Annotated in this window: 15 protein-coding genes and 1 pseudogene; 2 read left to right on the top strand and 14 right to left on the bottom strand. The window is 71.3% G+C overall.

What is annotated here, in order from left to right:
- Nucleotides 1-38: 38 nt before the first annotated feature.
- Complete coding sequence (locus ABR738_RS24255) at nucleotides 39-1,049, bottom strand: polyprenyl synthetase family protein (RefSeq protein ID WP_350232087.1); 1,011 nt, start codon at nucleotides 1,047-1,049, stop codon at nucleotides 39-41.
- A gap of 246 nt (nucleotides 1,050-1,295) precedes the next feature.
- On the opposite strand from ABR738_RS24255, the gene ABR738_RS24250 reads away from it, so the two are divergent.
- A complete protein-coding gene (locus tag ABR738_RS24250; protein WP_350232086.1) occupies nucleotides 1,296-3,296 on the top strand; it encodes a CocE/NonD family hydrolase in 2,001 nt (666 codons plus the stop codon).
- A 53-nt stretch (nucleotides 3,297-3,349) separates the two neighbouring features.
- Here ABR738_RS24250 and ABR738_RS24245 read toward each other — a convergent pair whose 3' ends face one another.
- On the bottom strand, nucleotides 3,350-4,555 hold the full coding sequence (locus ABR738_RS24245; protein WP_350232084.1) for an FAD-dependent oxidoreductase: 1,206 nt from the start codon (nucleotides 4,553-4,555) through the stop codon (nucleotides 3,350-3,352).
- Nucleotides 4,552-5,895 (bottom strand): carboxylate--amine ligase, encoded by a 1,344-nt coding sequence (locus ABR738_RS24240; RefSeq protein ID WP_350234711.1) that lies wholly within the window; start codon nucleotides 5,893-5,895, stop codon nucleotides 4,552-4,554. The genes ABR738_RS24245 and ABR738_RS24240 overlap by 4 nt, the downstream gene beginning before the upstream one ends.
- Before the next feature lie 220 nt (nucleotides 5,896-6,115).
- Between ABR738_RS24240 and fahA the strand changes: the two are divergent.
- A pseudogene (gene fahA / locus ABR738_RS24235) lies at nucleotides 6,116-7,343 on the top strand (fumarylacetoacetase).
- Between the two features lie 501 nt (nucleotides 7,344-7,844).
- On the opposite strand, the gene recQ reads toward fahA, so the two are convergent.
- From recQ to nuoE, 11 genes are all read right to left on the bottom strand, one after another.
- A complete protein-coding gene (gene recQ / locus ABR738_RS24230) occupies nucleotides 7,845-9,728 on the bottom strand; it encodes a DNA helicase RecQ (protein ID WP_350232083.1) in 1,884 nt (627 codons plus the stop codon).
- Between the two features lie 168 nt (nucleotides 9,729-9,896).
- Nucleotides 9,897-11,549 carry an NADH-quinone oxidoreductase subunit NuoN gene (gene nuoN / locus ABR738_RS24225; protein ID WP_350232082.1) on the bottom strand — a complete coding sequence of 551 codons (1,653 nt, stop codon included), beginning with the start codon at nucleotides 11,547-11,549 and terminating at the stop codon, nucleotides 9,897-9,899.
- Nucleotides 11,546-13,117, bottom strand: coding sequence for an NADH-quinone oxidoreductase subunit M (locus ABR738_RS24220; protein ID WP_350232081.1), 1,572 nt, complete (start codon nucleotides 13,115-13,117; stop codon nucleotides 11,546-11,548). The genes nuoN and ABR738_RS24220 overlap by 4 nt, the downstream gene beginning before the upstream one ends.
- Before the next feature lie 4 nt (nucleotides 13,118-13,121).
- Nucleotides 13,122-15,077 carry an NADH-quinone oxidoreductase subunit L gene (gene nuoL / locus ABR738_RS24215; protein ID WP_350232080.1) on the bottom strand — a complete coding sequence of 652 codons (1,956 nt, stop codon included), beginning with the start codon at nucleotides 15,075-15,077 and terminating at the stop codon, nucleotides 13,122-13,124.
- A 15-nt stretch (nucleotides 15,078-15,092) separates the two neighbouring features.
- Complete coding sequence (gene nuoK, locus ABR738_RS24210) at nucleotides 15,093-15,392, bottom strand: NADH-quinone oxidoreductase subunit NuoK (protein WP_100578793.1); 300 nt, start codon at nucleotides 15,390-15,392, stop codon at nucleotides 15,093-15,095.
- Nucleotides 15,389-16,270 (bottom strand): NADH-quinone oxidoreductase subunit J, encoded by an 882-nt coding sequence (locus ABR738_RS24205; RefSeq protein WP_350232079.1) that lies wholly within the window; start codon nucleotides 16,268-16,270, stop codon nucleotides 15,389-15,391. The genes nuoK and ABR738_RS24205 overlap by 4 nt, the downstream gene beginning before the upstream one ends.
- The gene (nuoI, locus tag ABR738_RS24200; RefSeq protein ID WP_350232078.1) at nucleotides 16,267-16,998 is read right to left on the bottom strand and encodes an NADH-quinone oxidoreductase subunit NuoI; all 732 of its coding nucleotides are present in this window, start codon (nucleotides 16,996-16,998) and stop codon (nucleotides 16,267-16,269) included. Before nuoI ends, ABR738_RS24205 begins: the two co-directional genes overlap by 4 nt.
- Nucleotides 16,991-18,325 carry an NADH-quinone oxidoreductase subunit NuoH gene (gene nuoH, locus ABR738_RS24195; RefSeq protein WP_350234710.1) on the bottom strand — a complete coding sequence of 445 codons (1,335 nt, stop codon included), beginning with the start codon at nucleotides 18,323-18,325 and terminating at the stop codon, nucleotides 16,991-16,993. The genes nuoI and nuoH overlap by 8 nt, the downstream gene beginning before the upstream one ends.
- 26 nt (nucleotides 18,326-18,351) lie before the next feature.
- Complete coding sequence (locus ABR738_RS24190; RefSeq protein WP_350232077.1) at nucleotides 18,352-20,874, bottom strand: NADH-quinone oxidoreductase subunit G; 2,523 nt, start codon at nucleotides 20,872-20,874, stop codon at nucleotides 18,352-18,354.
- Nucleotides 20,871-22,232 carry an NADH-quinone oxidoreductase subunit NuoF gene (gene nuoF, locus ABR738_RS24185; protein ID WP_350232076.1) on the bottom strand — a complete coding sequence of 454 codons (1,362 nt, stop codon included), beginning with the start codon at nucleotides 22,230-22,232 and terminating at the stop codon, nucleotides 20,871-20,873. Before nuoF ends, ABR738_RS24190 begins: the two co-directional genes overlap by 4 nt.
- Nucleotides 22,232-23,056, bottom strand: a complete 825-nt coding sequence (gene nuoE / locus ABR738_RS24180) for an NADH-quinone oxidoreductase subunit NuoE (protein WP_350234709.1) — start codon at nucleotides 23,054-23,056, stop codon at nucleotides 22,232-22,234. The genes nuoF and nuoE overlap by 1 nt, the downstream gene beginning before the upstream one ends.
- Nucleotides 23,057-23,071: the final 15 nt, after the last annotated feature.

The raw sequence follows: 23,071 nt of genomic DNA, 5'->3' as shown, positions 1-23,071 counted from the left end.
GACCCCGTCGTCAGGGGGCGCCCGCGCCCCCGACCGGATCAGCCGGCGCGGTGCACGACCGCGTCGCAGAGCTCTTCGAGCGCGGACTTCGCATACCCCGAGGGCAGCGGCGCCAGCGTGGCCCGCGCCTCCTCCGCGTACCGGACGGTGTCCCTGCGGGCCTGTTCGAGGGCCGGGTGGACGCGCAGCCGGCCCAGCGCCTCCGCGTGGCGCGCGTCGTCGGCGAGGTCGCCGTCGAGCAGCGCCACCAGCTCCAGGTCCTCGGCCCGGCCCTCCCGCGCGGCCCGCGCCCGCAGATGCAGGACGGGCAGCGTGGCGATGCCCTCGCGCAGGTCGGTGCCGGGGGTCTTGCCGGACTCGTGCGAGTCGCTGGCGATGTCCAGGACGTCGTCGGCGAGCTGGAAGGCGGTGCCAAGGCGCTCGCCGTACTGCGTGAGGATGTCCACGACCGACTCGTCGGCGCCGGACATCATCGCGCCGAACCGGCCGGCCACGGCGACGAGCGAGCCAGTCTTGCCCGCCAGCACGTCGAGGTAGTGGTCGACCGGGTCGCGCCCGTCGCGGGGGCCCGCGGTCTCCAGGATCTGGCCCGTGACGAGCCGTTCGAACGCCTCGGCCTGAATACGTACGGCCTCGGGGCCGAGATCCGCCAGTATGTGCGACGCGCGCGCGAAGAGAAAATCACCCGTGAGGACCGCGACGGAGTTGCCCCAGCGGGCGTTGGCGCTGTCCACGCCGCGGCGCACGTCGGCCTCGTCCATCACGTCGTCGTGGTAGAGCGTCGCGAGGTGCGTGAGCTCGACGACCACGGCGGAGGGGACCACGCCCGGCGCGTACGGGTCGCCGAACTGGGCGGCCAGCATCACGATCAAGGGGCGGAAACGCTTGCCACCTGCACGGATGAGGTGCTGAGCGGCCTCCGTGATGAACGGAACCTCGCTCTTGGTGGCGTCGAGCAGCCCCGCCTCGACCGCTGCCAATCCGGTCTGGACATCGGCTTCAAGTGCCTGGTCCCGCACGCTCAGCCCGAACGGCCCGACGACGGTCACGAGGGGTACTCCTGTCTGCTGACGATCACACGGATTGTCGATGTGTCGCTGCCTTCACTCAAGTCAGCGTATCGGGTCGCTGTTCGATCACCATGGGCGCCTTCCCGTCACCCCGCGCGCACAGTCCCTTGGACACCAGTATGTTCTTGATCAGCCCATACACCCAGGAAGAGACTTTTGTCCGGAACAAGGGCCGGCGCCCCGGAGAACCTGCCGGACCGCACCCCGTACCCCGAGGTTGCCGCCATGCACATCCGCACCGAGTTCCCGCACCGGACGCGGCGCGAGGATGTCCGCATCCCGCTGTCCGACGGCACGCTCCTGTACGCGCGCCTGTGGCGTCCCGTCACCGACGAGCCCGTCCCCGCCCTGCTGGAATACGCCCCGCACCGGCTCACCGACGGGACGGCCCCGCGCGACTGGCAGCGCCACCCCTGGTACGCCGGGCACGGCTACGCCTCGGTCCGCGTCGACGTGCGCGGGTACGGCTGCTCCGAGGGGCTGCCGGGCGACCCGTACGACGCGGCCGGACTCGCCGACGGCGTCGAGGTGGTCGGCTGGCTGGCCCGGCAGCCCTGGTGCACGGGCAGGGTGGGCATGTTCGGCATCGCCTGGGGCGGCTGCGCCGCTCTCCAGATCGCGGCGCTCGCCCCCGAACCCCTGAAGGCGGTCGTCACGGTCTGCTCCAGCGACGACCGCTACGACAACGACGTCCACTACCTGGGCGGCTCGGTGCTCGCCGTGGACACACACGCCTGGGCGGCCGCCCTGCTGGCGCTGGTCGCGCGCCCGCCGGACCCCGCCTTCGTCGGGGAAAAATGGCGCGAAATGTGGCTGGAACGGCTCGAATCGGTGCGGCCTTTCATCCACACCTGGCTCGCCCACCAGACCCGGGACGCCTACTGGAAACAGGGCAGCGTCCCTGAGGACCACGGGGCCATCGGCGCGGCCGTCCTCGCGGTGGGCGGCTGGCACGACCCCCACCGGGACACGGTCCTTCGCCTGGTGGAACACCTGCCCGCCGACCGGGTGCGGGGTCTGCTCGGGCCCTGGTCGCACCAGTACCCCGACCGGGGCCTGTCGCCCGGGCCCGCGATCGGCTTCCTCCAGGAGACCCTGCGCTGGTGGGACCAGCACCTCAAGGGCGAGGAGACGGGCGTGATGAAGGAGCCGCTGCTGCGGTCCTGGATCAGCCAGTCGCACCCGCCGGCCACGGCCTACGCCGAGCTTCCCGGGCGCTGGGTGGGCGACCCCGCCTGGCCCTCGCCGCACATCACACCCGTGGCGTACGCGCTGGGCGGCGCGCCCGTGCGGGTGCGCTCGCCGCAGCACACCGGACTCGACGCCGGCCGCTTCGTCCCCTTCGGCGGCGCCGCCGACCTGCCCCCCGACCAGCGCGCCGAGGACGCCCACTCGGCCGCCTTCGACTTCCCCGTGCCGGAGGGGCCTGGGCCCCTGGAGATCCTGGGCCGCCCGGTGGTGACCCTGCGGCTGCGCATGGACGTGCCCTTCGGCCAGGCGATCGCGCGGCTGTGCGACGTGGCCCCGGACGGCTCCTCCACGCTCGTGACGCGCGGCGTCCTGAACCTGTCCTCGCGCCACGGCAAGGACCGCGCGGACGCCTGGCCGCTGGGCGCGAGGCAGGACGTGACCTTCGCCCTCAGCGGCATCGGACACGCCTTCTCGCCGGGGCACCGCGTCCGGCTCGCGGTGTCCTCCGCGTACTGGCCGTGGATCTGGCCGCAGGCCGACTCGGTCGGGTTCACGCTCGATCCCGCCGGCTCCTCGCTCCAACTCCCGGTCAGGGAGCACACGTGCGACGACACGATCGCCTTCGCCGACCCCGAACAGTCCGAGCCGCTGGGCGTCTCCTTCCCTGCGCCGCTGGACGAGCCGCGTCCGGAGCGGCTTGTCGTACGGGACGTGGCGAAGGGCGAGTGGCGCCTGGAGGCCGGGCCGCGCCCCGGCGGGACCCGGGTCCACCCCGACGGCCTCGAATGTGTGGAGGACGCGCGCGAGACGTATGTGATCGAGTCCGACGATCCGCTGTCCGCGCGGACCTGTTCCACCTGGCATGTCCAACTGCACCGGCCGGAGCTGGGGTGGGACGTGAGCGTGGACACGCGCTCGGAGATCTCCTGCGACGCGGCGGACTTCGTGATGTCGGACGAGGTGGTGTGCCGCGAGGGCGACGAAGTCGTCTTCCACCGCACCTGGCACCACCGCCTCCCCCGCACGGCGGGCTGACCACACCCGCCCGCACCAGCCGCGGCGGGGCGCGGGGAGCCGCGCACAGCGGGTCAGAGGCCGGCCAGCGACGATGCCAGGCGCGGCGAGGCGTACCCCGTGCCGCAGACGAAGCGCATCAAGGGTCCGAACGAGGACGCCGCGGGCAGACCCGTGAAGTACAGCCCCGGCACCGCGGACTGAAAGCCCGCGTCCAGCACCGGCGCCCCGCGCGAGGTGAGGAGCCCGGCCCGCACCCCGTCCCCCAGAAACCCCAGCGCCGCCACGTCCACGCGGTACCCCGTCGCCGCCATCACGTGATCCGCCGACAGCTCCCGCTCCGCGCCCGTCCCACCGCTCAGCGTCAGCACCGGGCGTCCCGCCTCCACCCGGGCCCGCACGATCCGCCGCCCCTCGCTCACCCCGACGCGCCCGGTGAAGCGTTCGCGCAGCCACCACGCGCCCAGCGGGCCCAGCACATGGCGCACCAGATAGTGCCGGGCCGGCGCGGGCAGATGGCGCACGTGCGTCGCGTGGGACGACAGGGCGTACAGCGACCAGGCCCTGCCGAACGGCGAGCCGGGACGCAGGCGCGGCTGCCGGTCGGGGGCGGCGCCGAAGCGGACCGCGCCCGTCCGCCGCGTCACGACCCGTACGTCCGCCCCCGCCTCCGCCATCAACACCGCGTTCTCCAGGGCGGATTGACCCGCCCCGACCACCAGCACCTCGCGCCCCGCGAAGCCGGACAGGTCGCGGTGCTGGGAGGCGTGCGAGATCGGGCCACTCACGCGGGGCCCGTCGGGCGCGGCCGCCGCCAGCTCGCGCGGCATCCGGGCGAACCCGGTAAGACCGGTGGCCACGACGACCGCCCGCGCCTCGAAGCTCTCCCCGGAGTCGAGTTTCAGGGCGAATCCACCGCGCGGCACCTGGTCCACCGAGACCACCGCGACCTGCTCCAGATCGGGCAGGAGCCGCGCGGCGAACCACTGCCCGTACGCAGCGAAGTCCTCCACCGGTATGAGGTCCCAGTCCGATTCGAGCCGCCGCGCCCCACTGTCCGCGCAGAAGTCCAGCAGCCCGTGTCCCCGCTGCGGCGCGTCGATGCCGGAGGCGGCCGGCGTCGATTTGAGGATCATGCCCGCCGGCATGTGCGTACGCCAGCTGACCATCGGCTTGCCGAAGACGCGGACCGGGATGCCCCGGGCCCGTAGGTGCGCGGCGGCGGACAGGCCGAACGGCCCCGCCCCGATCACCGCCACCGGACGTGTCGCAGTGCTCACTCGCGGCCCCTTCTCTCGGTTCTCTCGGATCTCTCGGATCTCTCGGATCTCTCGGATTCGGCCGGCTCGGCCGGCGTGTACGACAGGTGAGTTGGGCGGCCGGCCTCTTTCGTCACCGCGCGGCGCGAACTGCGCCAGAGCCGGTACAGGTGGCGCGCCCCGGGGCTCAGGGAGCGCGCCGCCATCGCGAAGAAGGGACGCAGATCGTCCCCGGCGACCCAGGCGAGCTCGGTCCCGGCCGGGCGCCCCGGCACATGCGGGCTGACCCAGCCGTCCCGGCGGTAGGCGAGCAGGGCGGGCAGGTCGATGTTCTCCACCACATACCGCCGCCCCGCCCGCTGTTCGCCCTTGGGCACCCCCCGGCCGGTGAGGTGGAGGTGCTGGGCGCGGATCACATCGACGCCCGCGACGTTCTCGAAGAGCCGGAACTGCGCGCCCATGCGGGGGTTGAAGTCCAGGAGCTTGTAGCGCCCGTCGCGCCGGTCGAAGCGCAGATCGAGGTCGACGATGCCGGTGAACCCGATCTGTTTGACGAACTGCTGGGCCAGCGCGGCCAGTTCGGGGTTGTCCACGACGTACGCGGTCGCCGTCATCCCCGCGTGCGGCGGCCAGGACCGCACCTTCACGCCGGTGAACAGCGCGAGCGGCGTGGAGTTCTCGTCGAAGTAGGCGTGCACGATCCAGTCCTCGGCCTGTTCGCGCGGCAGGTACTCCTGGAGGATCACGCCGGGCCGCTCGCCCCAGCCACGGGCGAGCGCGAGCAGGTGCGCCGGGTCCTCGATCCGGGTGGTGCCGGGCACGGCGGGGCGGCGGCGGCGCACGAACGCCTCCAGGTTCTTGGCCACCACGGGAAAGCGGGCGTGCCGCGCGAAGTCCTCGACGTCGGCGTACGTGTCGGGGAAGGCGGCCGCCGGGGACGGCACGCCGTGCTCCACGCACAGTTCGTGCAGCCCCCGCTTGCTGGCAAGACGCCGGGGCAGGCCGGGCGCGACCGGCGGGAAGAGGAAGCGTTCCGCGAGTTCCTTCTGGTGCTCGGCGATCAGCACCGCGGCCTCTTCGTCGGTGGGGATCAGGACGGCGGGCCGCCCGATCCGTTCGCCGATGGCGAGCAGCCCCGCGACCAGCGCACCCGGCTCCTCGGCGCCGGTCGTGGGCCACGGGAAGGCCCGGGTGAGGTAACGCGAGTGGGCGGCGGGCGTCCAGCGGTCCTCGGTGATCGCGTACATCGGCACGCCGAGTCTGCCGAGGCTGCGGATGGCGCCGACGCCGCCGTGATGCAGCGGATAGTTCCCGAACTTCACGATCAGACCCGGTATGTCGCGGTCCGCCCTGAACAGCACGCCACTGCCCGCCACCAGTCCCCCCTCGGGACAAAAGGCACCCCGGCCCGGTGGGACGGGCGGCCCCCTCGCCGCTCGCGCCCCGGACAGAGACGCTAAGGGGGAACGGTCCCTTCCGGGGGCGGAATTTCCGGACATGACGAACTCTTTAGGCACTGCCGCGCTGAGCAGCGCCGACGTAACGTGTAGCCCACACCCGTCGAAAGCGAGGCAGGCACCGATGTCCGAGCAGAGCCCGCTCGAACTGGCCGAGGGCGACCCCTTCGGCCCGCACAATCTCCCCTACGGCGTGTTCTCCACGCCGGGCAGTCCCCGAGGACCGCAGGGTCGGCGTACGCATCGGCGACCATGTCCTGGACGCGGGGGCCGCGGCGCACGCGCTGGGCTCCCCGTACGCGGCGCTCCTCGCCAAGCCGAGCCTCAACCCGCTGCTCGCGGCGGGGCGCACGGCCTGGCGCGATGTGCGCAGGGCGCTCACCGCGTGGGTGACGGTGCCCGCGCACCGCCCCGTGATAGAGCCCCTGCTCCACCCGCTCGCGGACGTCGAGCTGCATCTGCCGTACGAGGTCGCCGACTACGTCGACTTCTACGCGAGCGAGCACCACGCCACCAACGTGGGCCAGATCTTCCGTCCCGACGGCGCGGCGCTCACCCCCAACTGGAAGCACCTGCCGATCGGTTACCACGGCCGGTCCGGCACGATCGTGGTCTCGGGCACGGAGGTGCGCCGCCCCCGGGGGCAGCGCAAGGCACCCTCCGACGCCGCGCCGGTGTTCGGCCCGTCCGTCAAGCTGGACATCGAGGCCGAGGTCGGCTTCGTGGTCGGCACGCCGTCCGCGCTGGGCGAGCCGGTGGAGCTCGGCTCCTTCGAGGAGCACGTCTTCGGCCTGTTCCTGCTCAACGACTGGTCCGCGCGGGACATCCAGGCCTGGGAGTACGTGCCGCTCGGCCCCTTCCTCGGCAAGTCCTTCGTGACGTCGGTCTCGGCGTGGGTCACCCCGCTGGAGGCCCTCGCGGCGGCCCGCGTCGCCCCACCGGCCCGCGACCTGCCCCTCCAGCCGTACCTGGACGACTCCGCAGAGGAGGTCCCGGGCGGGTTCGACCTGCGCATCACGGTCTCGATCAACGGCACGCCGGTCGCCGAGCCGCCGTTCGCCTCGATGTACTGGACGGCCGCGCAGCAGCTGGCCCACATGACGGTGAACGGCGCGTCGCTGCGGACCGGGGACGTGTACGGCTCGGGCACGGTCAGTGGGCCCGAGCGCGACCAGCGCGGGTCCCTGCTCGAACTCACCTGGAACGGCACGGAGCCGCTGGAACTCGACTCGGGCAAGCGGGCGTTCCTGGAGGACGGCGACGAGGTCACCCTCACGGCGTGGGCCCCCGGCCCCCACGGGGTCCCGGTAGGCCTCGGCGAGGTCCGGGGCCGGGTTACTCCAGCGCGGTAGCCCGTCCGGGGGGGCGGTGTACTGCGTGCGCGGGCCGCAGGTGGCTGCCCGCGAAGTTCCCCGCGCCCCTGGCGGGCTGATGCTGGCCCGCATGGGCATAGTCAGCCCGTCCGCCCCCGGCAGGGCTCGTGCTGGCCCACTGGGACATACCTAGCCCGTCCGGCGATTGAGGACGAGCGCCCTTCAGGCGCGAACGGGGTCTGGGGCGGAGCCCCAGGGGCCCCGGCTGCGGGCCGTGCGTGGCTGACCGCGCAGTTCCCCGCGCCCCCGGCAGGGCTCGTGCTGGCCCACTGGGACATACCTAGCCCGTCCGGCGATTGAGGACGAGCGCCCTTCAGGCGCGAACGGGGTCTGGGGCGGAGCCCCAGGGGCCCCGGCTGCGGGCCGTGCGTGGCTGAGCGCGCAGTTCCCCGCGCCCCTGGCAGGGCTGATGCTGGCCCGCATGCGCATCCTCAGCCCGCCGCCCCCGGCAGGGGGCGATGCTGGCCAGGACCGGCAACCTCAGCCGCCACCCCCGGCAGGGCCCGTGCCGGCCAGGACGGACAGGACGCCCTCGCCGTACTTGGCGCGTTTGTTCTCGCCCACCCCACTCACCGTGGCCAACTCCTCCAACGACCCCGGCCGAACCGTGGCGATCTCCCGCAACGTCGCATCGTGGAAGATGACGTACGCCGGAACCCCCGCCTCCTTCGCCTCCCCCGCCCGCCACGCCCGCAGCGCCTCGAAGACCGGCACCGCCTCCTCGGGCAGGTCGGCCACCGCGGCCTTCTTGCCGGACGCCCCGCGCGCAGCCCGCGCCGCCCGCGCCGGCTTCTCCGGTTCCGTCCGCATCCGGACCTCACGCCGCCCGCCGAGAACGTCCCCGCTCGTCGCGGTCAGAACCAGCGTCCCGTACTCGCCCTCCACCGCGAGCAGCCCCTGCGCGAGCAACTGCCGCACCACACCCCGCCATTGGGTCTCGGAGAGGTCTTCCCCGATACCGAAGACCGACAGCGCGTCATGGTCGAACTGGATGACCTTCGCGGTCCTGCGGCCGAGCAGGATGTCGATGATCTGGCCCGCGCCGAACTTCTGGCCCCGCTCGCGCTGAAGACGCACGACCGTGGAGAGCGCCTTCTGCGCCGCGACCGTGCCGTCCCACGTCTTGGGCGGGGTCAGGCAGGTGTCGCAGTTGCCGCAGTTCTCCGCGGTGGCTTCCTGGCCGAAGTAGCCAAGGAGCTGCGCACGCCGGCACGAGGCGGCCTCGCACAGGGCCAGCATCGCGTCGAGGTGCGCGGCGGCCCGGCGCCGGAAAGCCTCGTCACCCTCGCCGCCCTGGATCATCTTGCGCTGCTGGACGACGTCCTGGAGCCCGTACGCCATCCAGGCCGTCGACGGCAGCCCGTCACGCCCGGCGCGGCCGGTCTCCTGGTAGTAGCCCTCGACGGACTTGGGCAGGTCGAGATGGGCGACGAACCGGACGTCCGGCTTGTCGATGCCCATGCCGAAGGCGATGGTGGCCACCACCACCAGGCCGTCCTCCCGCAGGAAACGGGACTGGTTGACGGCGCGCGTGCCCGCGTCGAGCCCCGCGTGGTAGGGGACGGCCTGGACGCCGTTGTCGCTCAGGTACTGCGCGGTCTTCTCGACCGAGGCGCGCGAGAGGCAGTAGACGATGCCCGCGTCCCCGTCGTGCTCCTCCTTGAGGAAGGCGAGGAGCTGCTTCTTCGGGTCGCTCTTGGCCACGATCCGGTACTGGATGTTGGGCCGGTCGAAGCTCGCCACGAAGTGCCGGGCGTCCGGCATGACCAGGCGCTGGGTGATCTCGCGGTGGGTGGCGTCGGTGGCGGTCGCGGTGAGGGCGATCCGCGGCACGTCCGGCCAGCGCTCGCCGAGCAGGGAAAGGGCGAGGTAGTCGGGGCGGAAGTCGTGGCCCCACTGGGCGACGCAGTGCGCCTCGTCGATGGCGAAGACGGAGATCTTGGCTCGGGAGAGCAGATCGAGGGTGGCCTCCACGCGCAGCCGCTCGGGTGCCAGATAGAGCAGGTCGAGCTCCCCGGCGAGCAGCTCGGCCTCCACGGTGCGGCGCTCGTCGAAGTCCTGCGTGGAGTTGATGAACCCGGCCCGCACGCCGAGGGCCCGCAGCGCGTCCACCTGGTCCTGCATAAGGGCGATGAGCGGGGAGACCACGACGCCGGTGCCGGGCCTGACCAGCGCGGGGATCTGGTAGCAGAGGGACTTGCCGCCGCCGGTTGGCATGAGCACCAGGGCGTCGCCGCCCGCCACCACGTGCTCGATGATGTCGCCCTGGGCGCCGCGGAACGCCTCGTATCCAAAGACGCGGTGCAGTGTGCGCAGGGCGTCGCTCTGCGTGTCCACCATCTGCGTCCCGCCCGTTGCGGTCATCGCTCGGTCCCCCGTACTGGTCCGTCGTCCGCCTCACCGTTCACCCTCGTAACGATAGGCGCCCCCGCCGACAGCCCGAGAGTTATCCACAACCCCGGACCCCCGCGAGGGAAAGGCAAAGGTCCCGGCGCCACCCACCCGCGCCGGGACCCGCACCCCTCAGAAGGCCTACCGCACGAATACCCCCGCGTGGTGCGCGAGGTCGAGGAAGTACTGCGGCGCGACGCCGAGCACCAGCGTCACCGCCACCCCCACCCCGATCGTCGTCATCGTCAGCGGCGACGGCACCGCCACCGTCGGCCCGTCCGCCTTCGGCTCGCTGAAGAACATCAGCACGATCACCCGGATGTAGAAGAACGCCGCGACAGCGGAGGAGACCACACCGACCACGACCAGCGCCCCCGCGCCGCCCTCAGCCGCCGCCTTGAACACGGCGAACTTCCCGGAGAACCCGGAGGTCAGCGGGATGCCCGCGAAGGCGAGCAGGAAGACCGCGAAGACCGCTGCGACCAGCGGCGAGCGCCGGCCGAGCCCGGCCCACTTGGACAGGTGCGTCGCCTCGCCGCCCGCGTCCCGCACCAGCGTGACCACCGCGAACGCGCCGATCGTCACGAAGGAGTACGCCGCCAGGTAGAACAGGACCGAGGAGATGCCGTCCGCGTTGGTGGCGATGACACCGGCCAGGATGAACCCGGCGTGCGCGATCGAGGAGTACGCGAGCAGCCGCTTGATGTCGGTCTGCGTGATCGCGACGACCGCGCCGCCCAGCATCGTGATGATCGCGACGCCCCACATGACCGGCCGCCAGTCCCAGCTCATGCCGGGCAGCACCACGTACAGGAGGCGCAGCAGGGCGCCGAACGCCGCGACCTTCGTGGCCGCCGCCATGAAGCCGGTGACCGGGGTCGGGGCGCCCTGGTAGACGTCCGGGGTCCACATGTGGAACGGCACCGCGCCGACCTTGAAGAGCAGCCCCATCAGGAGCATCGCCCCGCCGATCAGGAGCAGCGCGTCGTTGCCCATGGTGCCGGCGAGGGCCGGGTCCAGGTTCTGCACCGAGCCGCTGATCACGTCGGCGATCGTGGCGTACGAGACGGAGCCGGCGTACCCGTACAGGAGCGCGATGCCGAAGAGCAGGAACGCGGAGGAGAACGCGCCGAGCAGGAAGTACTTGACGGCCGCCTCCTGCGACATGAGCCGCTTGCGGCGGGCGAGCGCGCACAGCAGGTAGAGCGGGAGAGAGAACACCTCAAGCGCCACGAACAGGGTCAGGAGGTCGTTGGCCGCCGGGAAGACCAGCATCCCGGAGACCGCGAACAGGGCGAGCGGGAAGACCTCGGTGGTGGTGAACCCGGCCTTGACGGCGGCCTTCTCGCCGTCGCTGCCGGGCACCGAGGCCGCCTGGGCCGCGAAGGAGTCCACCTTGTTGCCGTGCGTCACCGGGTCGAGGCGGCGCTCGGCGAAGGTGAAGACGGCGACGATGGAGGCCAGCAGGATCGTGCCCTGGAGGAAGAGCGCGGGGCCGTCGACCGCGACGGCGCCCATGGCCGCGATGTGCGCCTTGGTCGTGCCGTAGCCGCCGGCCGCGAGGGCGACGACCGCCGCGAAGGCGGCCGCCAGCGCGACCACCGAGAGGAACACTTGCGTGGGGTAGCGGCCCCGGCGCGGGACGAAGGCCTCCACGAGCACGCCGATGACCGCCGCGCCCAGCACGATCAGCGTGGGCGCGAGCTGCGCGTACTCGATGTGCGGCGCGGGGATCTTGTCCAGCGTTCCCCCGGCCGCCGTGGTCCACAGGCTGTGGACAGCTGATGAGCTCACTTGGCCGCCTCCACCGCGGGGTTGGGATCCTTCTTGTGCACGTCCGACATGGTCTGGCGCACCGCCGGGTTGACGATGTCCGTCAGCGGCTTCGGATAGACGCCGAGGAAGACAAGGAGGGCGATCAGCGGGGCGACCACCAGCAGTTCGCGGACCTTGAGGTCGGGCATGCCCTGGACCTCCGCCTTGACCGGTCCCGTCATCGTCCGCTGGTAGAGGACGAGGACGTACAGCGCGGCCAGGACGATGCCGAGAGTCGCCACCACGCCGGCCACCGGATAGCGGCTGAACGTGCCGACCAGGACCAGGAATTCACTGACGAACGGCGCGAGCCCCGGCAGCGAGAGCGTGGCGAGGCCCCCGACCAGGAACGTACCGGCGAGCACCGGGGCGACCTTCTGGACGCCGCCGTAGTCCGAGATGAGCCGGGAGCCCCGGCGCGAGATCAAGAAGCCCGCCACCAGCATCAGGGCGGCCGTCGAGATGCCGTGGTTGACCATGTACAGCGTGGCGCCGGACTGGCCCTGGCTGGTCATCGCGAAGATGCCCATGATGATGAAGCCGAAGTGCGAGATCGACGCGTACGCCACCAGGCGCTTGATGTCGCGCTGGCCGACCGCGAGCAGCGCCCCGTAGATGATGCTGATCACGGCGAGCACCACGATCACGGGCGTCGCCCACTTGCTGGCCTCCGGGAAGAGCTGGAGGCAGAAGCGCAGCATCGCGAACGTGCCGACCTTGTCGACGACCGCGGTGATCAGGACGGCGACCGGCGCGGTCGCCTCACCCATCGCGTTGGGCAGCCAGGTGTGCAGCGGCCACAGCGGGGCCTTGACCGCGAAGGCGAAGAAGAAGCCGAGGAAGAGCAGCCGCTCGGTGCCGGTCGCCATGTGGAGCGTGCCGCCGGCGCGCGCCTGGGCGATCTCGTTCAGCGAGAACGAGCCGGCCACCACGTACAGGCCGATGACGGCGGCCAGCATGATGAGTCCGCCGACCAGGTTGTAGAGCAGGAACTTGACTGCCGCGTACGAGCGTTGGGTCGCCGCCGCCTCGTCGCCCCCTGCGTGGGCCCGGTCGCCGAAGCCGCCGATGAGGAAGTACATCGGGATGAGCATGGCTTCGAACAGGATGTAGAAGAGGAAGACGTCGGTGGACTCGAAGGACAGCACCACCATCGCCTCGACGGCGAGGATCAGGGCGAAGAAGCCCTGGGTCGGGCGCCAGCGGCTGCTGTGCGTTTCCAGGGGGTCGGCGTCGTGCCAGCCGGCCGCGATGATGAACGGGATCAGGAGCGCGGTGAGCCCGATGAGGGCGACGCCGATGCCGTCGACACCCAGTTCGTAGCGGACGCCGAAGTCCTTGATCCAGGCGTGTGACTCGGTCAACTGGTAGCGCGCGCCGCCCGGTTCGAACCGCACGAGCTGGATCGCGGCGAGCACCAGGGTGCCCACCGAGACCAGCAGGGCCAGCCATTTGGCGGCGGTCCGCCGGGCGGCGGGGACGGCGGCGGTCGCGACCGCGCCGAGCGCCGGCAGGGCGGCCGTCGCGGTCAGGAGGGGGAAGGACATCGCGTTACACCGCCCTCATCAGCAGAGTCGCGGCGATGATCACCACAGCACCTCCGAACATCGAGACCGCGTAGCTGCGGGCGTAGCCGTTCTGTAGCCTGCGCAGGCGGCCGGAGAGCCCGCCGACCGAGGCGGCGGTTCCATTGACGACTCCGTCGACCAGGCTGTGGTCGAGGTAGACGAGCGAGCGGGTGAGGTGTTCGCCGCCCCTGACCAGGACCACGTGGTTGAAGTCGTCCTGGAGCAGGTCACGGCGGGCCGCCCGGGTGAGCAGCGAGCCGCGCGGGGCGACGGCCGGGACGGGCTTCCTGCCGTACTGGGCGACGGCGAGACCGACGCCGATCAGGAGACAGACGATGGTGGCGGCGGTGACCGTCCACTGCCCCACCGGCGAGTCGCCGTGGTCGAAGGAGGTGACCGGCTCCAGCCATTTCACGAACCGGTCGCCGATGCCGAAGATCCCGCCGGCGAAGACCGAGCCGAAGGCGAGGACGATCATGGGGATCGTCATGGACTTCGGGGACTCGTGCGGGTGCGGCTCGTCGTGGGCGCCGCGCGTCTCGGCGGCGGGCTCCACGCTCGGCTCGGCCGGCGAGGGGGTCCTGGCGTTGCGCCAGCGCTCCTCGCCGAAGAAGGTCAGCACCATCACGCGCGTCATGTAGTACGCGGTGATCGCGGCGCCCAGCAGGGTGACCGCGCCGAGGATCCAGCCCTCGGTGCCGCCCTTGGCGAAGGCCGCCTCGATGATCTTGTCCTTGGAGAAGAAGCCGGACAGGCCGGGGAAGCCGATGATGGCGAGATAGCCGAGGCCGAAGGTGACGAAGGTGACCGGCATGTGCTTGCGCAGGCCGCCGTACTTGCGCATGTCGACCTCGTCGTTCATGCCGTGCATCACCGAGCCGGCGCCGAGGAAGAGCCCCGCCTTGAAGAAGCCGTGCGTCACCAGGTGCATGATCGCGAAGGCGTAGCCGATCGGGCCGAGGCCGGTGGCCAGGATCATGTAGCCGATCTGCGACATCGTCGAGCCTGCCAGGGCCTTCTTGATGTCGTCCTTGGCGCAACCGACGATCGCACCGAACAGGAGCGTGACCGCGCCGACGACCACCACGGCCGTCTGGACGTCGGGCACCGCGTTGAAGACCGCCCCGGAGCGGGTGATCAGATAGACGCCTGCGGTCACCATGGTCGCCGCGTGGATCAGGGCCGAGACCGGGGTCGGGCCCTCCATCGCGTCGCCGAGCCAGGACTGGAGCGGGACCTGCGCCGACTTGCCGCAGGCGGCCAGCAGCAGCATCAGGCCGATGACGGTGTCGCGGCCCGAGCTCGCCTGCCCCGCGCCGCCGAGCACGGTGGTGAAGGCGAAGGAGCCGAACGTCGTGAACATCACCATGATGGCGATGGACAGGCCCATGTCGCCGACCCGGTTGACCAGGAAGGCCTTCTTCGCGGCGGTCGCAGCGCTCGGCTTGTGCTGCCAGAACCCGATGAGCAGGTAGGACGCGAGGCCCACGCCTTCCCAACCGACGTACAGCAGGAGGTAGTTGTCGGCGAGGACCAGCAGGAGCATCGCCGCGAGGAACAGGTTGAGGTAGCCGAAGAAGCGCCGGCGGTTCTCGTCGTGCTCCATGTAGCCGATCGAATAGACGTGGATCAGGGTGCCCACGCCGGTGATCAGCAGGACGAAGGTCATCGACAGCTGGTCCAGGTGGAAGCCCACGTTGGCCTGGAAGCCCTCGACCGGGACCCAGCTGAACAGGTGCTGGGTCACCGTCCGGTGCTCGCCCGAGCGGCCCAGCATGGCGAAGAAGAGCACCGCGCCGATGACGAAGGACGCGGCCGCGAGCAGGGTGCCCAGCCAGTGGCCCGCCTTGTCCAGGCGCCGGCCCCCGCACAGCAGGACGGCCGCTCCGAGCAGGGGCGCCGCGATGAGCAGCGCGATGAGGTTGTCTGTGTTTCCCACGGTTGCAGCGACCCCTTACAGCTTCATCAGGCTGGCGTCGTCGACCGAGGCCGAGTGGCGGGAACGGAAGAGCGACACGATGATCGCGAGCCCGACCACGACCTCCGCGGCGGCGACGACCATCGTGAAGAACGCGATGATCTGGCCGTCGAGGTTGCCGTGCAGCCGGGAGAAGCAGACGAAGGCGAGGTTGCAGGCGTTGAGCATCAGCTCGACGCACATGAAGACCACGATCGCGTTGCGCCTGATGAGCACCCCGGCGGCGCCGATGGTGAACAACAGGGCTGCCAGGTAGAGGTAGTTGACCGGATTCACTTGGCGGCCTCCTCTTGGTCGCGCCCGAGGTCGTGGTCGCGCCCGGCGCCGCCGCCGCCCCCTGAGTCGTGGCCCCGGCCCAGGCGGCGCTCCGAGCGCTGCTCCAGTGCCTTGAGGTCGGCCAGTGCCTCGCTGGAGACGTCGCGGATCTGACCGCGGCCGCGCAGCGTCTGGTTGACGGTGAGCTCGGAGGGTGTGCCGTCGGGGAGCAGGCCCGCGACGTCCACCGCGTTGTGCCGGGCGTAGACGCCGGGGGCGGGCAGCGGGGGCAGGTGCTTGCCGCGTACGCGCTCCTCGGACATCTCGCGCTGGGTCTTGGCGCGCTCGGTGCGCTCCCGGTGGGTGAGCACCATCGCGCCGACCGCCGAGGTGATCAGCAGGGCGCCGGTGATCTCGAAGGCGAAGACGTACTTGGTGAAGATGAGGGCGGCAAGGCCCTCCACGTTGCCGTTGGCGTTGGCCTGGCCGAGTCCGTTGAAGCTCTTCAGGGAGGCGTGGGCGATGCCCGCGATGAGCAGCACCCCGAAGCCGAGCCCGCAGGCCGCGGCCCACCAGCGCTGGCCCTTGATGGTCTCCTTCAGCGAGTCGGCGGCGGTGACGCCGACCAGCATGACCACGAAGAGGAACAGCATCATGATCGCGCCGGTGTAGACGACGATCTGGACGATGCCCAGGAAGTACGCCCCGTTGGCCAGGTAGAACACCGCGAGGATGATCATGGTTCCGGCCAGGCACAGCGCGCTGTGCACGGCCTTCTTCATGAGGATCGTGCACAGGGCGCCGATCACGGCGACCGTGCCGAGCACCCAGAACTGGAAGGCCTCACCGGTGGAGGTGGCCGAGGCCGTGGCGGCCAGCAGCTCGGTGGGCGCGCTCATGCCCCCACCGCCTTGCCGGACGCGGGCTCGTCCGCACCGAAGGTGGAGGCACCCTCCTGGGGCCGCTCGCCCTTGCTGAGCGCGACTTGGCGCACGGTGCCGGGGGCCGCCTCGGTGACCAGGCCCCGGTAGTAGTCCTGCTCGTCCATGCCCGGGTAGATCGCGTGCGGGCTGTCGACCATGGTGTCCTCAAGGCCGGCGAGCAGCTGCTCCTTGGTGTAGATCAGGTTCTCGCGCGAGGAGTCGGCCAGTTCGAACTCGTTGGTCATCGTCAGCGCCCGGGTGGGGCATGCCTCGATGCACAGCCCGCACAGGATGCAACGGGCGTAGTTGATCTGGTAGACGCGGCCGTAGCGCTCGCCCGGCGAATAGCGCTCCTCGTCCGTGTTGTCGGCGCCTTCCACATAGATGGCGTCGGCGGGGCAGGCCCAGGCGCACAGCTCGCAGCCCACGCACTTCTCCAGGCCGTCCGGATGCCGGTTGAGCTGGTGGCGGCCGTGGAAGCGCGGCGCGGTGACCTTGGGCTGTTCCGGATACTGCTCGGTCAGCCGCTTCTTGAACATGGCCTTGAAGGTCACGCCGAAGCCGGCCACGGGGTTGAGGAACTTGTCCTGCGGCTCCTGCGGTTCGGCCGGCTTCCCGGCCTTCGCCGGCTTCCCGGCCTTCGCCGGCTTGTCGGCCTTCGCCGGGTTGCCGCTCAAGGACTTGTCCGATGGCGTGTCAGACACCGTCGCCCTCCCTTCCTTCTGCGTCACTCTGAGTATCCGTCCCGCCACTGACAATCAACTGGCCCTCATGGCGCGGCCGTCGGCGGGGCACGGGCGGAAGGGTCTGGCCGGGCAGCGGCGGCACCGGGAATCCCCCGGCCATCGGGTCGAAGGCGGCGGGTTTCGCCCCCTCGGGCCCCTCGGCCCCCTCGTTCTCCTTCTTGTTCCGGAACACATCCACGAGGAAGGAGAGGAGCAGCAGCGCGAGGACCGCGCCGGCGACGTACAAAACGACCTTGGAGAAGCCGTAGCCCTCGTTGTGCAGGGCCCGCACGGTCGCGACCATCATCAGCCAGACCACGGAGACCGGGATGAGGACCTTCCACCCCAGCTTCATGAGCTGGTCGTAGCGGACCCGGGGCAGCGTGCCGCGCAGCCAGATGAAGAAGAAGAGCAGCAGCTGGACCTTGATGACGAACCAGAGCATCGGCCACCAGCCGTGGTTCGCGCCCTCCCAGAAGGTGCTGATGGGCCAGGGGGCGCGCCAGCCGCCGAGGAAGAGGGTGACCGAGACGGCCGAGACGGTGACCATGTTGACGTACTCGGCGAGCATGAACATCGCGAACTTGATCGAGGAGTACTCGGTGTTGAAGCCGCCGACCAGGTCGCCCTCGGACTCCGGCATGTCGAACGGCGCCCGGTTGGTCTCGCCGACCATCGTGACGATGTAGATGATGAACGAGACCGGCAGCAGCACGATGTACCAGCGGTCGCCCTGCGCCTCCACGATCTTCGAGGTCGACATCGACCCCGAGTACAGGAAGACCGAGGCGAAGGCCGCGCCCATCGCGATCTCGTAGGAGATCATCTGCGCGCAGGAGCGCAGACCGCCGAGGAGCGGGTACGTCGAGCCGGAGGACCAGCCCGCGAGCACGATGCCGTAGATGCCGACCGAGGCGACCGCCAGGACATACAGCATGGCGATCGGCAGGTCGGTGAGCTGCATCGTGGTGCGGTGGCCGAAGATCGACACCTCGTTGCCCGCGGGCCCGAAGGGGATCACCGCGATCGCCATGAACGCGGGGATCGCGGCGATGATCGGGGCCAGGACGTAGACGACTTTGTCGGCCCGCTTGACGATGACGTCTTCCTTCAGCATCAGCTTGATGCCGTCGGCGAGCGACTGGAGCATGCCCCAGGGGCCGTGCCGGTTGGGCCCGATGCGCAGCTGCATCCAGGCGACGACCTTGCGCTCCCACACGATGGAGAACAGCACGGTCACCATCAGGAACGCGAAGCAGAAGACGGCCTTGACGACGACGAGCCACCAGGGGTCGCGGCCGAACATGGAGAGGTCTTCCGCGGCGAACGTGATCACGCCTCCACCACCTCCGAGGGTGCTTCCGTGGCGGCCGGTCCGATCCGGACGACCTGTCCGGGGACCGCGCCGGTGTCGGCGGCGACCCCGCCGCCGACGGAGTTCAGCGGCAGCCAGACCACGCGGTCGGGCATCTCGCTCACCTGGAGCGGGAGTTGGACGCCGCCGCGCGGGCCGGTGACCTGGAGCAGGTCGCCGTCCTTGACGCCGGACTCGGCCGCGGTGGCCGCCGAGAGCCGGGCCACGGACGCGTGCCGGGTGCCGGCCAGCGCCTCGTCGCCCTCCTGGAGGGAGCCCCGGTCGAGCAGCATCCGGTGGCCCGCGAGCACCGCCTCCCCCTCGGCGGGCCGGGGCAGAGGCCGCGCGGACGCGACTCCTGGCTCCAGGGGTCCGCTCGCGCGCGGCCCGTCCCAGGTGCCGAGCCGGGTCATCTCGCCCCGTACGGAGCGGACGTCGGGCAGCGCGAGGTCCACGTCGAGCGCGTCGGCCAGCATGTGAAGGACGCGGGCGTCGGTGGGCGACGGCGTGCGGGTCAGCTGTTCCGGCTTCAGGGCGGCCTCGAACAGCCTCGCGCGGCCCTCCCAGTTGAGGAAGGTGCCCGGCTTCTCGGCGACCGCGGCGACCGGGAAGACGACGGCGGCGTGGTCGGTCACCTCGCTCGGCCGCAGTTCGAGGCTGACCACGAAGGCCCCCGCGAGCGCCTGGCGGGCCCGCGCGGGGTCCGGCAGGTCGGCCGGGTCGACGCCCGCGACGAGCAGCGCGCCCAGTTCCCCGGTGACGGCGGCCTCGACGATCTGGCCGGTGTCGCGCCCGTAGCGGTGCGGGAGTTCGCGTACGCCCCAGGCGGCGGCGACCTCGTCGCGGGCGCGCGGGTCGGTGGCCGGGCGTCCGCCCGGCAGCAGCGAAGGAAGCGCGCCCGCCTCCACCGCGCCGCGCTCACCGGCCCGGCGCGGGATCCACACCAGTGCGGCGCCGGTCGCGGTGGCCGCGCGCACGGCGGCGGTCAGGCCGCCGGGCACGCCCGCGAGGCGTTCACCGACGACGAGGACTGCGCCCGGCGAGCGCAGCGCGTCGGCCGCCCGCGCCCCGTCCTCGTCCAGGCCTACGCCGCCCGCGAGCGCGTCGAGCCATTCGGTCTCGGTGCCGGGCGCCGCGAGCAGCAGGGTGCCGCCCGCCTTCGCCAGGCCCCGCGTCAGGTGGCTGGCGAGCGAGAAGGTGCGCTGGCCGTGCCCCCGCCAGGCCTTGCGCAGCCGCAGGAAGACGCCGGGCGCCTCCTCCTCGGACTCGAAGCCGGCCAGCAGGACCGCCGGCGCCTGTTCGAGCAGGGTGTAGGTCACGCCCTGTCCGTCGAGGTCGCGCCCGTGCCCCGCGACGCGGGCCGCCAGGAAGTCGGCCTCCTCCGCGGAGTGCGGGCGGGCCCGGAAGTCGATGTCGTTGGTGTCCAGGGCGATCCGGGCGAACTTGGCGTAGGCGTACGCGTCCTCGACGGTGAGCCGGCCGCCCGTGAGCACCCCGGCCCGCCCGCGCGCGGCGGCGAGTCCGGCGGCGGCGGCCTCCAGCGCCTCCGGCCAGCTCGCCGGTTCCAGTACGCCCTCGGCGTTGCGCACCAACGGCGTGGTCAGCCGGTCGTGCTGCTGCGCGTACCGGAAGGCGAACCGGCCCTTGTCGCACAGCCATTCCTCGTTGACCTCGGGGTCGTCGGCCGCCAGGCGCCGCATGACCTTGCCGCGCCGGTGGTCGGTGCGGGTCGCGCAGCCGCCCGCGCAGTGCTCGCACACCGAGGGAGACGACACGAGGTCGAAGGGGCGGGAGCGGAAGCGGTAGGCGGCGGAGGTCAGCGCGCCGACCGGGCAGATCTGGATGGTGTTGCCGGAGAAGTACGACTCGAACGGGTCGCCCTCGCCGGTGCCGACCTGCTGGAGCGCGCCCCGCTCGATGAGTTCGATCATCGGGTCGCCGGCGATCTGGTTGGAGAAGCGGGTGCAGCGCGCACACAGCACACATCGCTCGCGGTCCAGGAGCACCTGGGTGGAGATCGGGACGGGCTTCTCGTAGGTGCGCTTGTGGCCCTCGAAGCGCGAATCGGTGGAGCCGACCTGCATCGCCTGGTTCTGCAAGGGGCACTCGCCGCCCTTGTCGCAGACCGGGCAGTCCAGCGGGTGGTTGATCAGGAGGAGTTCCATCACACCGCGCTGGGCCTTCTCGGCGACCGGCGAGGAGAGCTGGGACTTGACCACCATGCCGTCGGTGCAGGTGATGGTGCAGGACGCCATCGGCTTGCGCTGGCCCTCGACCTCGACGATGCACTGCCGGCACGCGCCGGCCGGGTCGAGCAGGGGATGGTCGCAAAAGCGCGGGATCTCGATGCCGAGCTGTTCGGCGGCGCGGATCACCAGAGTGCCCTTGGGGACGCTGATGCCGATGCCGTCGATGGTCAGCGAGACCGTTTCCTCAACGGCCTTGGACGGCCCCGCCGCCTCGCCGCCCCCGGAGGAAGCGCTACTCGTCGTCACAGTCATGCGTTCACCTCCGTGCTGTCGTCCGCCCAGGCGGTGGACCTGGCGGGGTCGAAGGGGCAGCCCTTGCCCGTGATGTGCCGCTCGTACTCGTCGCGGAAGTACTTGAGCGAGGAGAAGATCGGCGAGGCCGCGCCGTCGCCGAGCGCGCAGAACGACTTGCCGTTGATGTTGTCGGCGATGTCGTTCAGCTTGTCGAGGTCGTCCATCGAGCCCTTGCCGGCCTCGATGTCGCGAAGCAACTGGACCAGCCAGTACGTCCCTTCGCGGCAGGGCGTGCACTTGCCGCAGGACTCGTGGGCGTAGAACTCCGTCCAGCGGGTGACCGCCCGCACCACGCAGGTGGTCTCGTCGAAGCACTGGAGCGCCTTGGTGCCCAGCATCGAGCCGGCCGCGCCCACCCCTTCGTAGTCCAGCGGCACGTCAAGGTGCTCGTCGGTGAACATCGGGGTCGAAGAGCCGCCCGGCGTCCAGAACTTGAGGCGGTGGCCCTTGCGCATGCCGCCGCTCATGTCGAGCAGCTGGCGCAGGGTGATGCCGAGCGGCGCCTCGTACTGGCCGGGGCTTGTGACGTGCCCGCTGAGCGAGTACAGCGTGAAGCCGGGGGACTTCTCGCTGCCCATCGACTTGAACCAGTCCTTGCCCCGGTGCAGGATCGCGGGAACCGACGCGATGGATTCGACGTTGTTCACCACAGTGGGGCACGCGTACAGACCGGCGACAGCGGGGAAGGGGGGTCGCAGCCGGGGCTGGCCGCGACGGCCTTCGAGGGAGTCCAGGAGCGCGGTCTCCTCGCCGCAGATGTACGCGCCGGCGCCCGCGTGCACGGTGAGGTCGAGGTTGAGACCGCTGCCAAGGATGTCCTCGCCGAGGAAGCCCGCCTCGTACGCCTCACGCACGGCCTCGTGCAGCCGCCGCAGTACGGGGACGACTTCGCCGCGCAGATAGATGAAGGCGTGCGAGGAGCGGATCGCGTAGCAGGCGATCACGATGCCCTCGATGAGGGAGTGCGGGTTGGCGAACAGGAGCGGAATGTCCTTGCAGGTCCCGGGCTCCGATTCGTCGGCGTTGACGACCAGGTAGTGCGGCTTGCCGTCGCCCTGCGGAATGAACTGCCACTTCATGCCGGTGGGGAAGCCGGCGCCGCCGCGCCCGCGCAGTCCGGAGTCCTTGACGTAGGCGATGAGGTCGTCCGGCGTCATGGCGAGCGCCTTGCGCAGGCCCTCGTAGCCGTCGTGGCGGCGGTAGGTCTCCAGGGTCCAGGATTCGGGCTGGTCCCAGAAGGCGGTCAGGACCGGCGCCAGGAGCTTTTCCGGGCTGCTCCCGTTGCCGTTTCCCTCGATCTCGGTGGCCAAGGTCATCACTCCCCCTCCTCGGAGACCGGGCCCGCCGGGTGCTCGGGGTCGGACGCTGAGGTCGGCTGCGGTGCGTCGTGCGAGCTCAAGTGGTGTGAGCCCGGCTGGGGTTCGTCGTGCGGTTCCTGGCCGCCGCGCGGGTGCACCACGCGCGCGCCCGGCGTCTCGCCCCTGGCCAGGCGCAGCCCGGCGAGGGAGGCGGGGCCCGCGCCGCCGGTCGCGGCGACGGCGCCGGGGCGCTCGTCGGGGAAGCCGGCCAGGATGCGCGCGGTCTCCTTGTACGTGCACAGCGGCGCGCCCCGGGTGGGCTCCACGGGGCGTCCGGCGCGCAGGTCGTCCACCAGGCGCTTGGCGCTCTCGGGGTCCTGGTTGTCGAAGAACTCCCAGTTGACCATCACGACGGGCGCGAAGTCGCAGGCGGCGTTGCACTCGATGTGCTCGAGGGTGACCTTGCCGTCCGCCGTGGTCATGTCGGATCCGTTGTCGCCGACGCCCAAATGCCGCTTGAGCTCGTCGAAGATGGCGTCGCCACCCATGACCGCGCAGAGCGTGTTGGTGCAGACGCCGACTTGGTACTCGCCCGAGGGCTTGCGCCGGTACATGGAGTAGAAGGTGGCGACGGCCGTGACCTCGGCCGTGGTCAGCTCCAGGAGGTCCGCGCAGAAGGCCATGCCGGTGCGGGAGACGTATCCCTCCTCGGCCTGGACGAGGTGGAGCAGCGGCAGCAGCGCGGAGCGGCTGTCCGGGTAGCGGGCGATGATCTGCCTGCCGTCCGCTTCGAGCCGGGCGCGTACATCGGCCGGGTAGTGGGGCGCGGGCAGTTGGGGCATGCCCAGGTGGGTGTC

Origin of the sequence: Streptomyces sp. Edi4 (assembly GCF_040253615.1) — a bacterium.
Classification (GTDB): domain Bacteria; phylum Actinomycetota; class Actinomycetes; order Streptomycetales; family Streptomycetaceae; genus Streptomyces.
This window is presented reverse-complemented; position numbering and strand designations above follow the sequence as displayed.

Excerpts from the sequence above, each read along its gene's own strand:
- ABR738_RS24250 (WP_350232086.1), top strand. The coding sequence starts at position 1,296 with ATGCACATCCGCACCGAGTTCCCGCACCGGACGCGGCGCGAGGATGTC.
- recQ (WP_350232083.1), bottom strand. The coding sequence starts at position 9,728 with ATGACCGCAACGGGCGGGACGCAGATGGTGGACACGCAGAGCGACGCC.
- ABR738_RS24220 (WP_350232081.1), bottom strand. The coding sequence starts at position 13,117 with ATGTCCTTCCCCCTCCTGACCGCGACGGCCGCCCTGCCGGCGCTCGGC.
- ABR738_RS24205 (WP_350232079.1), bottom strand. The coding sequence starts at position 16,270 with ATGAGCGCGCCCACCGAGCTGCTGGCCGCCACGGCCTCGGCCACCTCC.
- nuoH (WP_350234710.1), bottom strand. The coding sequence starts at position 18,325 with ATGTTCGGCCGCGACCCCTGGTGGCTCGTCGTCGTCAAGGCCGTCTTC.
- ABR738_RS24190 (WP_350232077.1), bottom strand. The coding sequence starts at position 20,874 with ATGACTGTGACGACGAGTAGCGCTTCCTCCGGGGGCGGCGAGGCGGCG.
- nuoF (WP_350232076.1), bottom strand. The coding sequence starts at position 22,232 with ATGACCTTGGCCACCGAGATCGAGGGAAACGGCAACGGGAGCAGCCCG.
- nuoE (WP_350234709.1), bottom strand. The coding sequence starts at position 23,056 with ATGCCCCAACTGCCCGCGCCCCACTACCCGGCCGATGTACGCGCCCGG.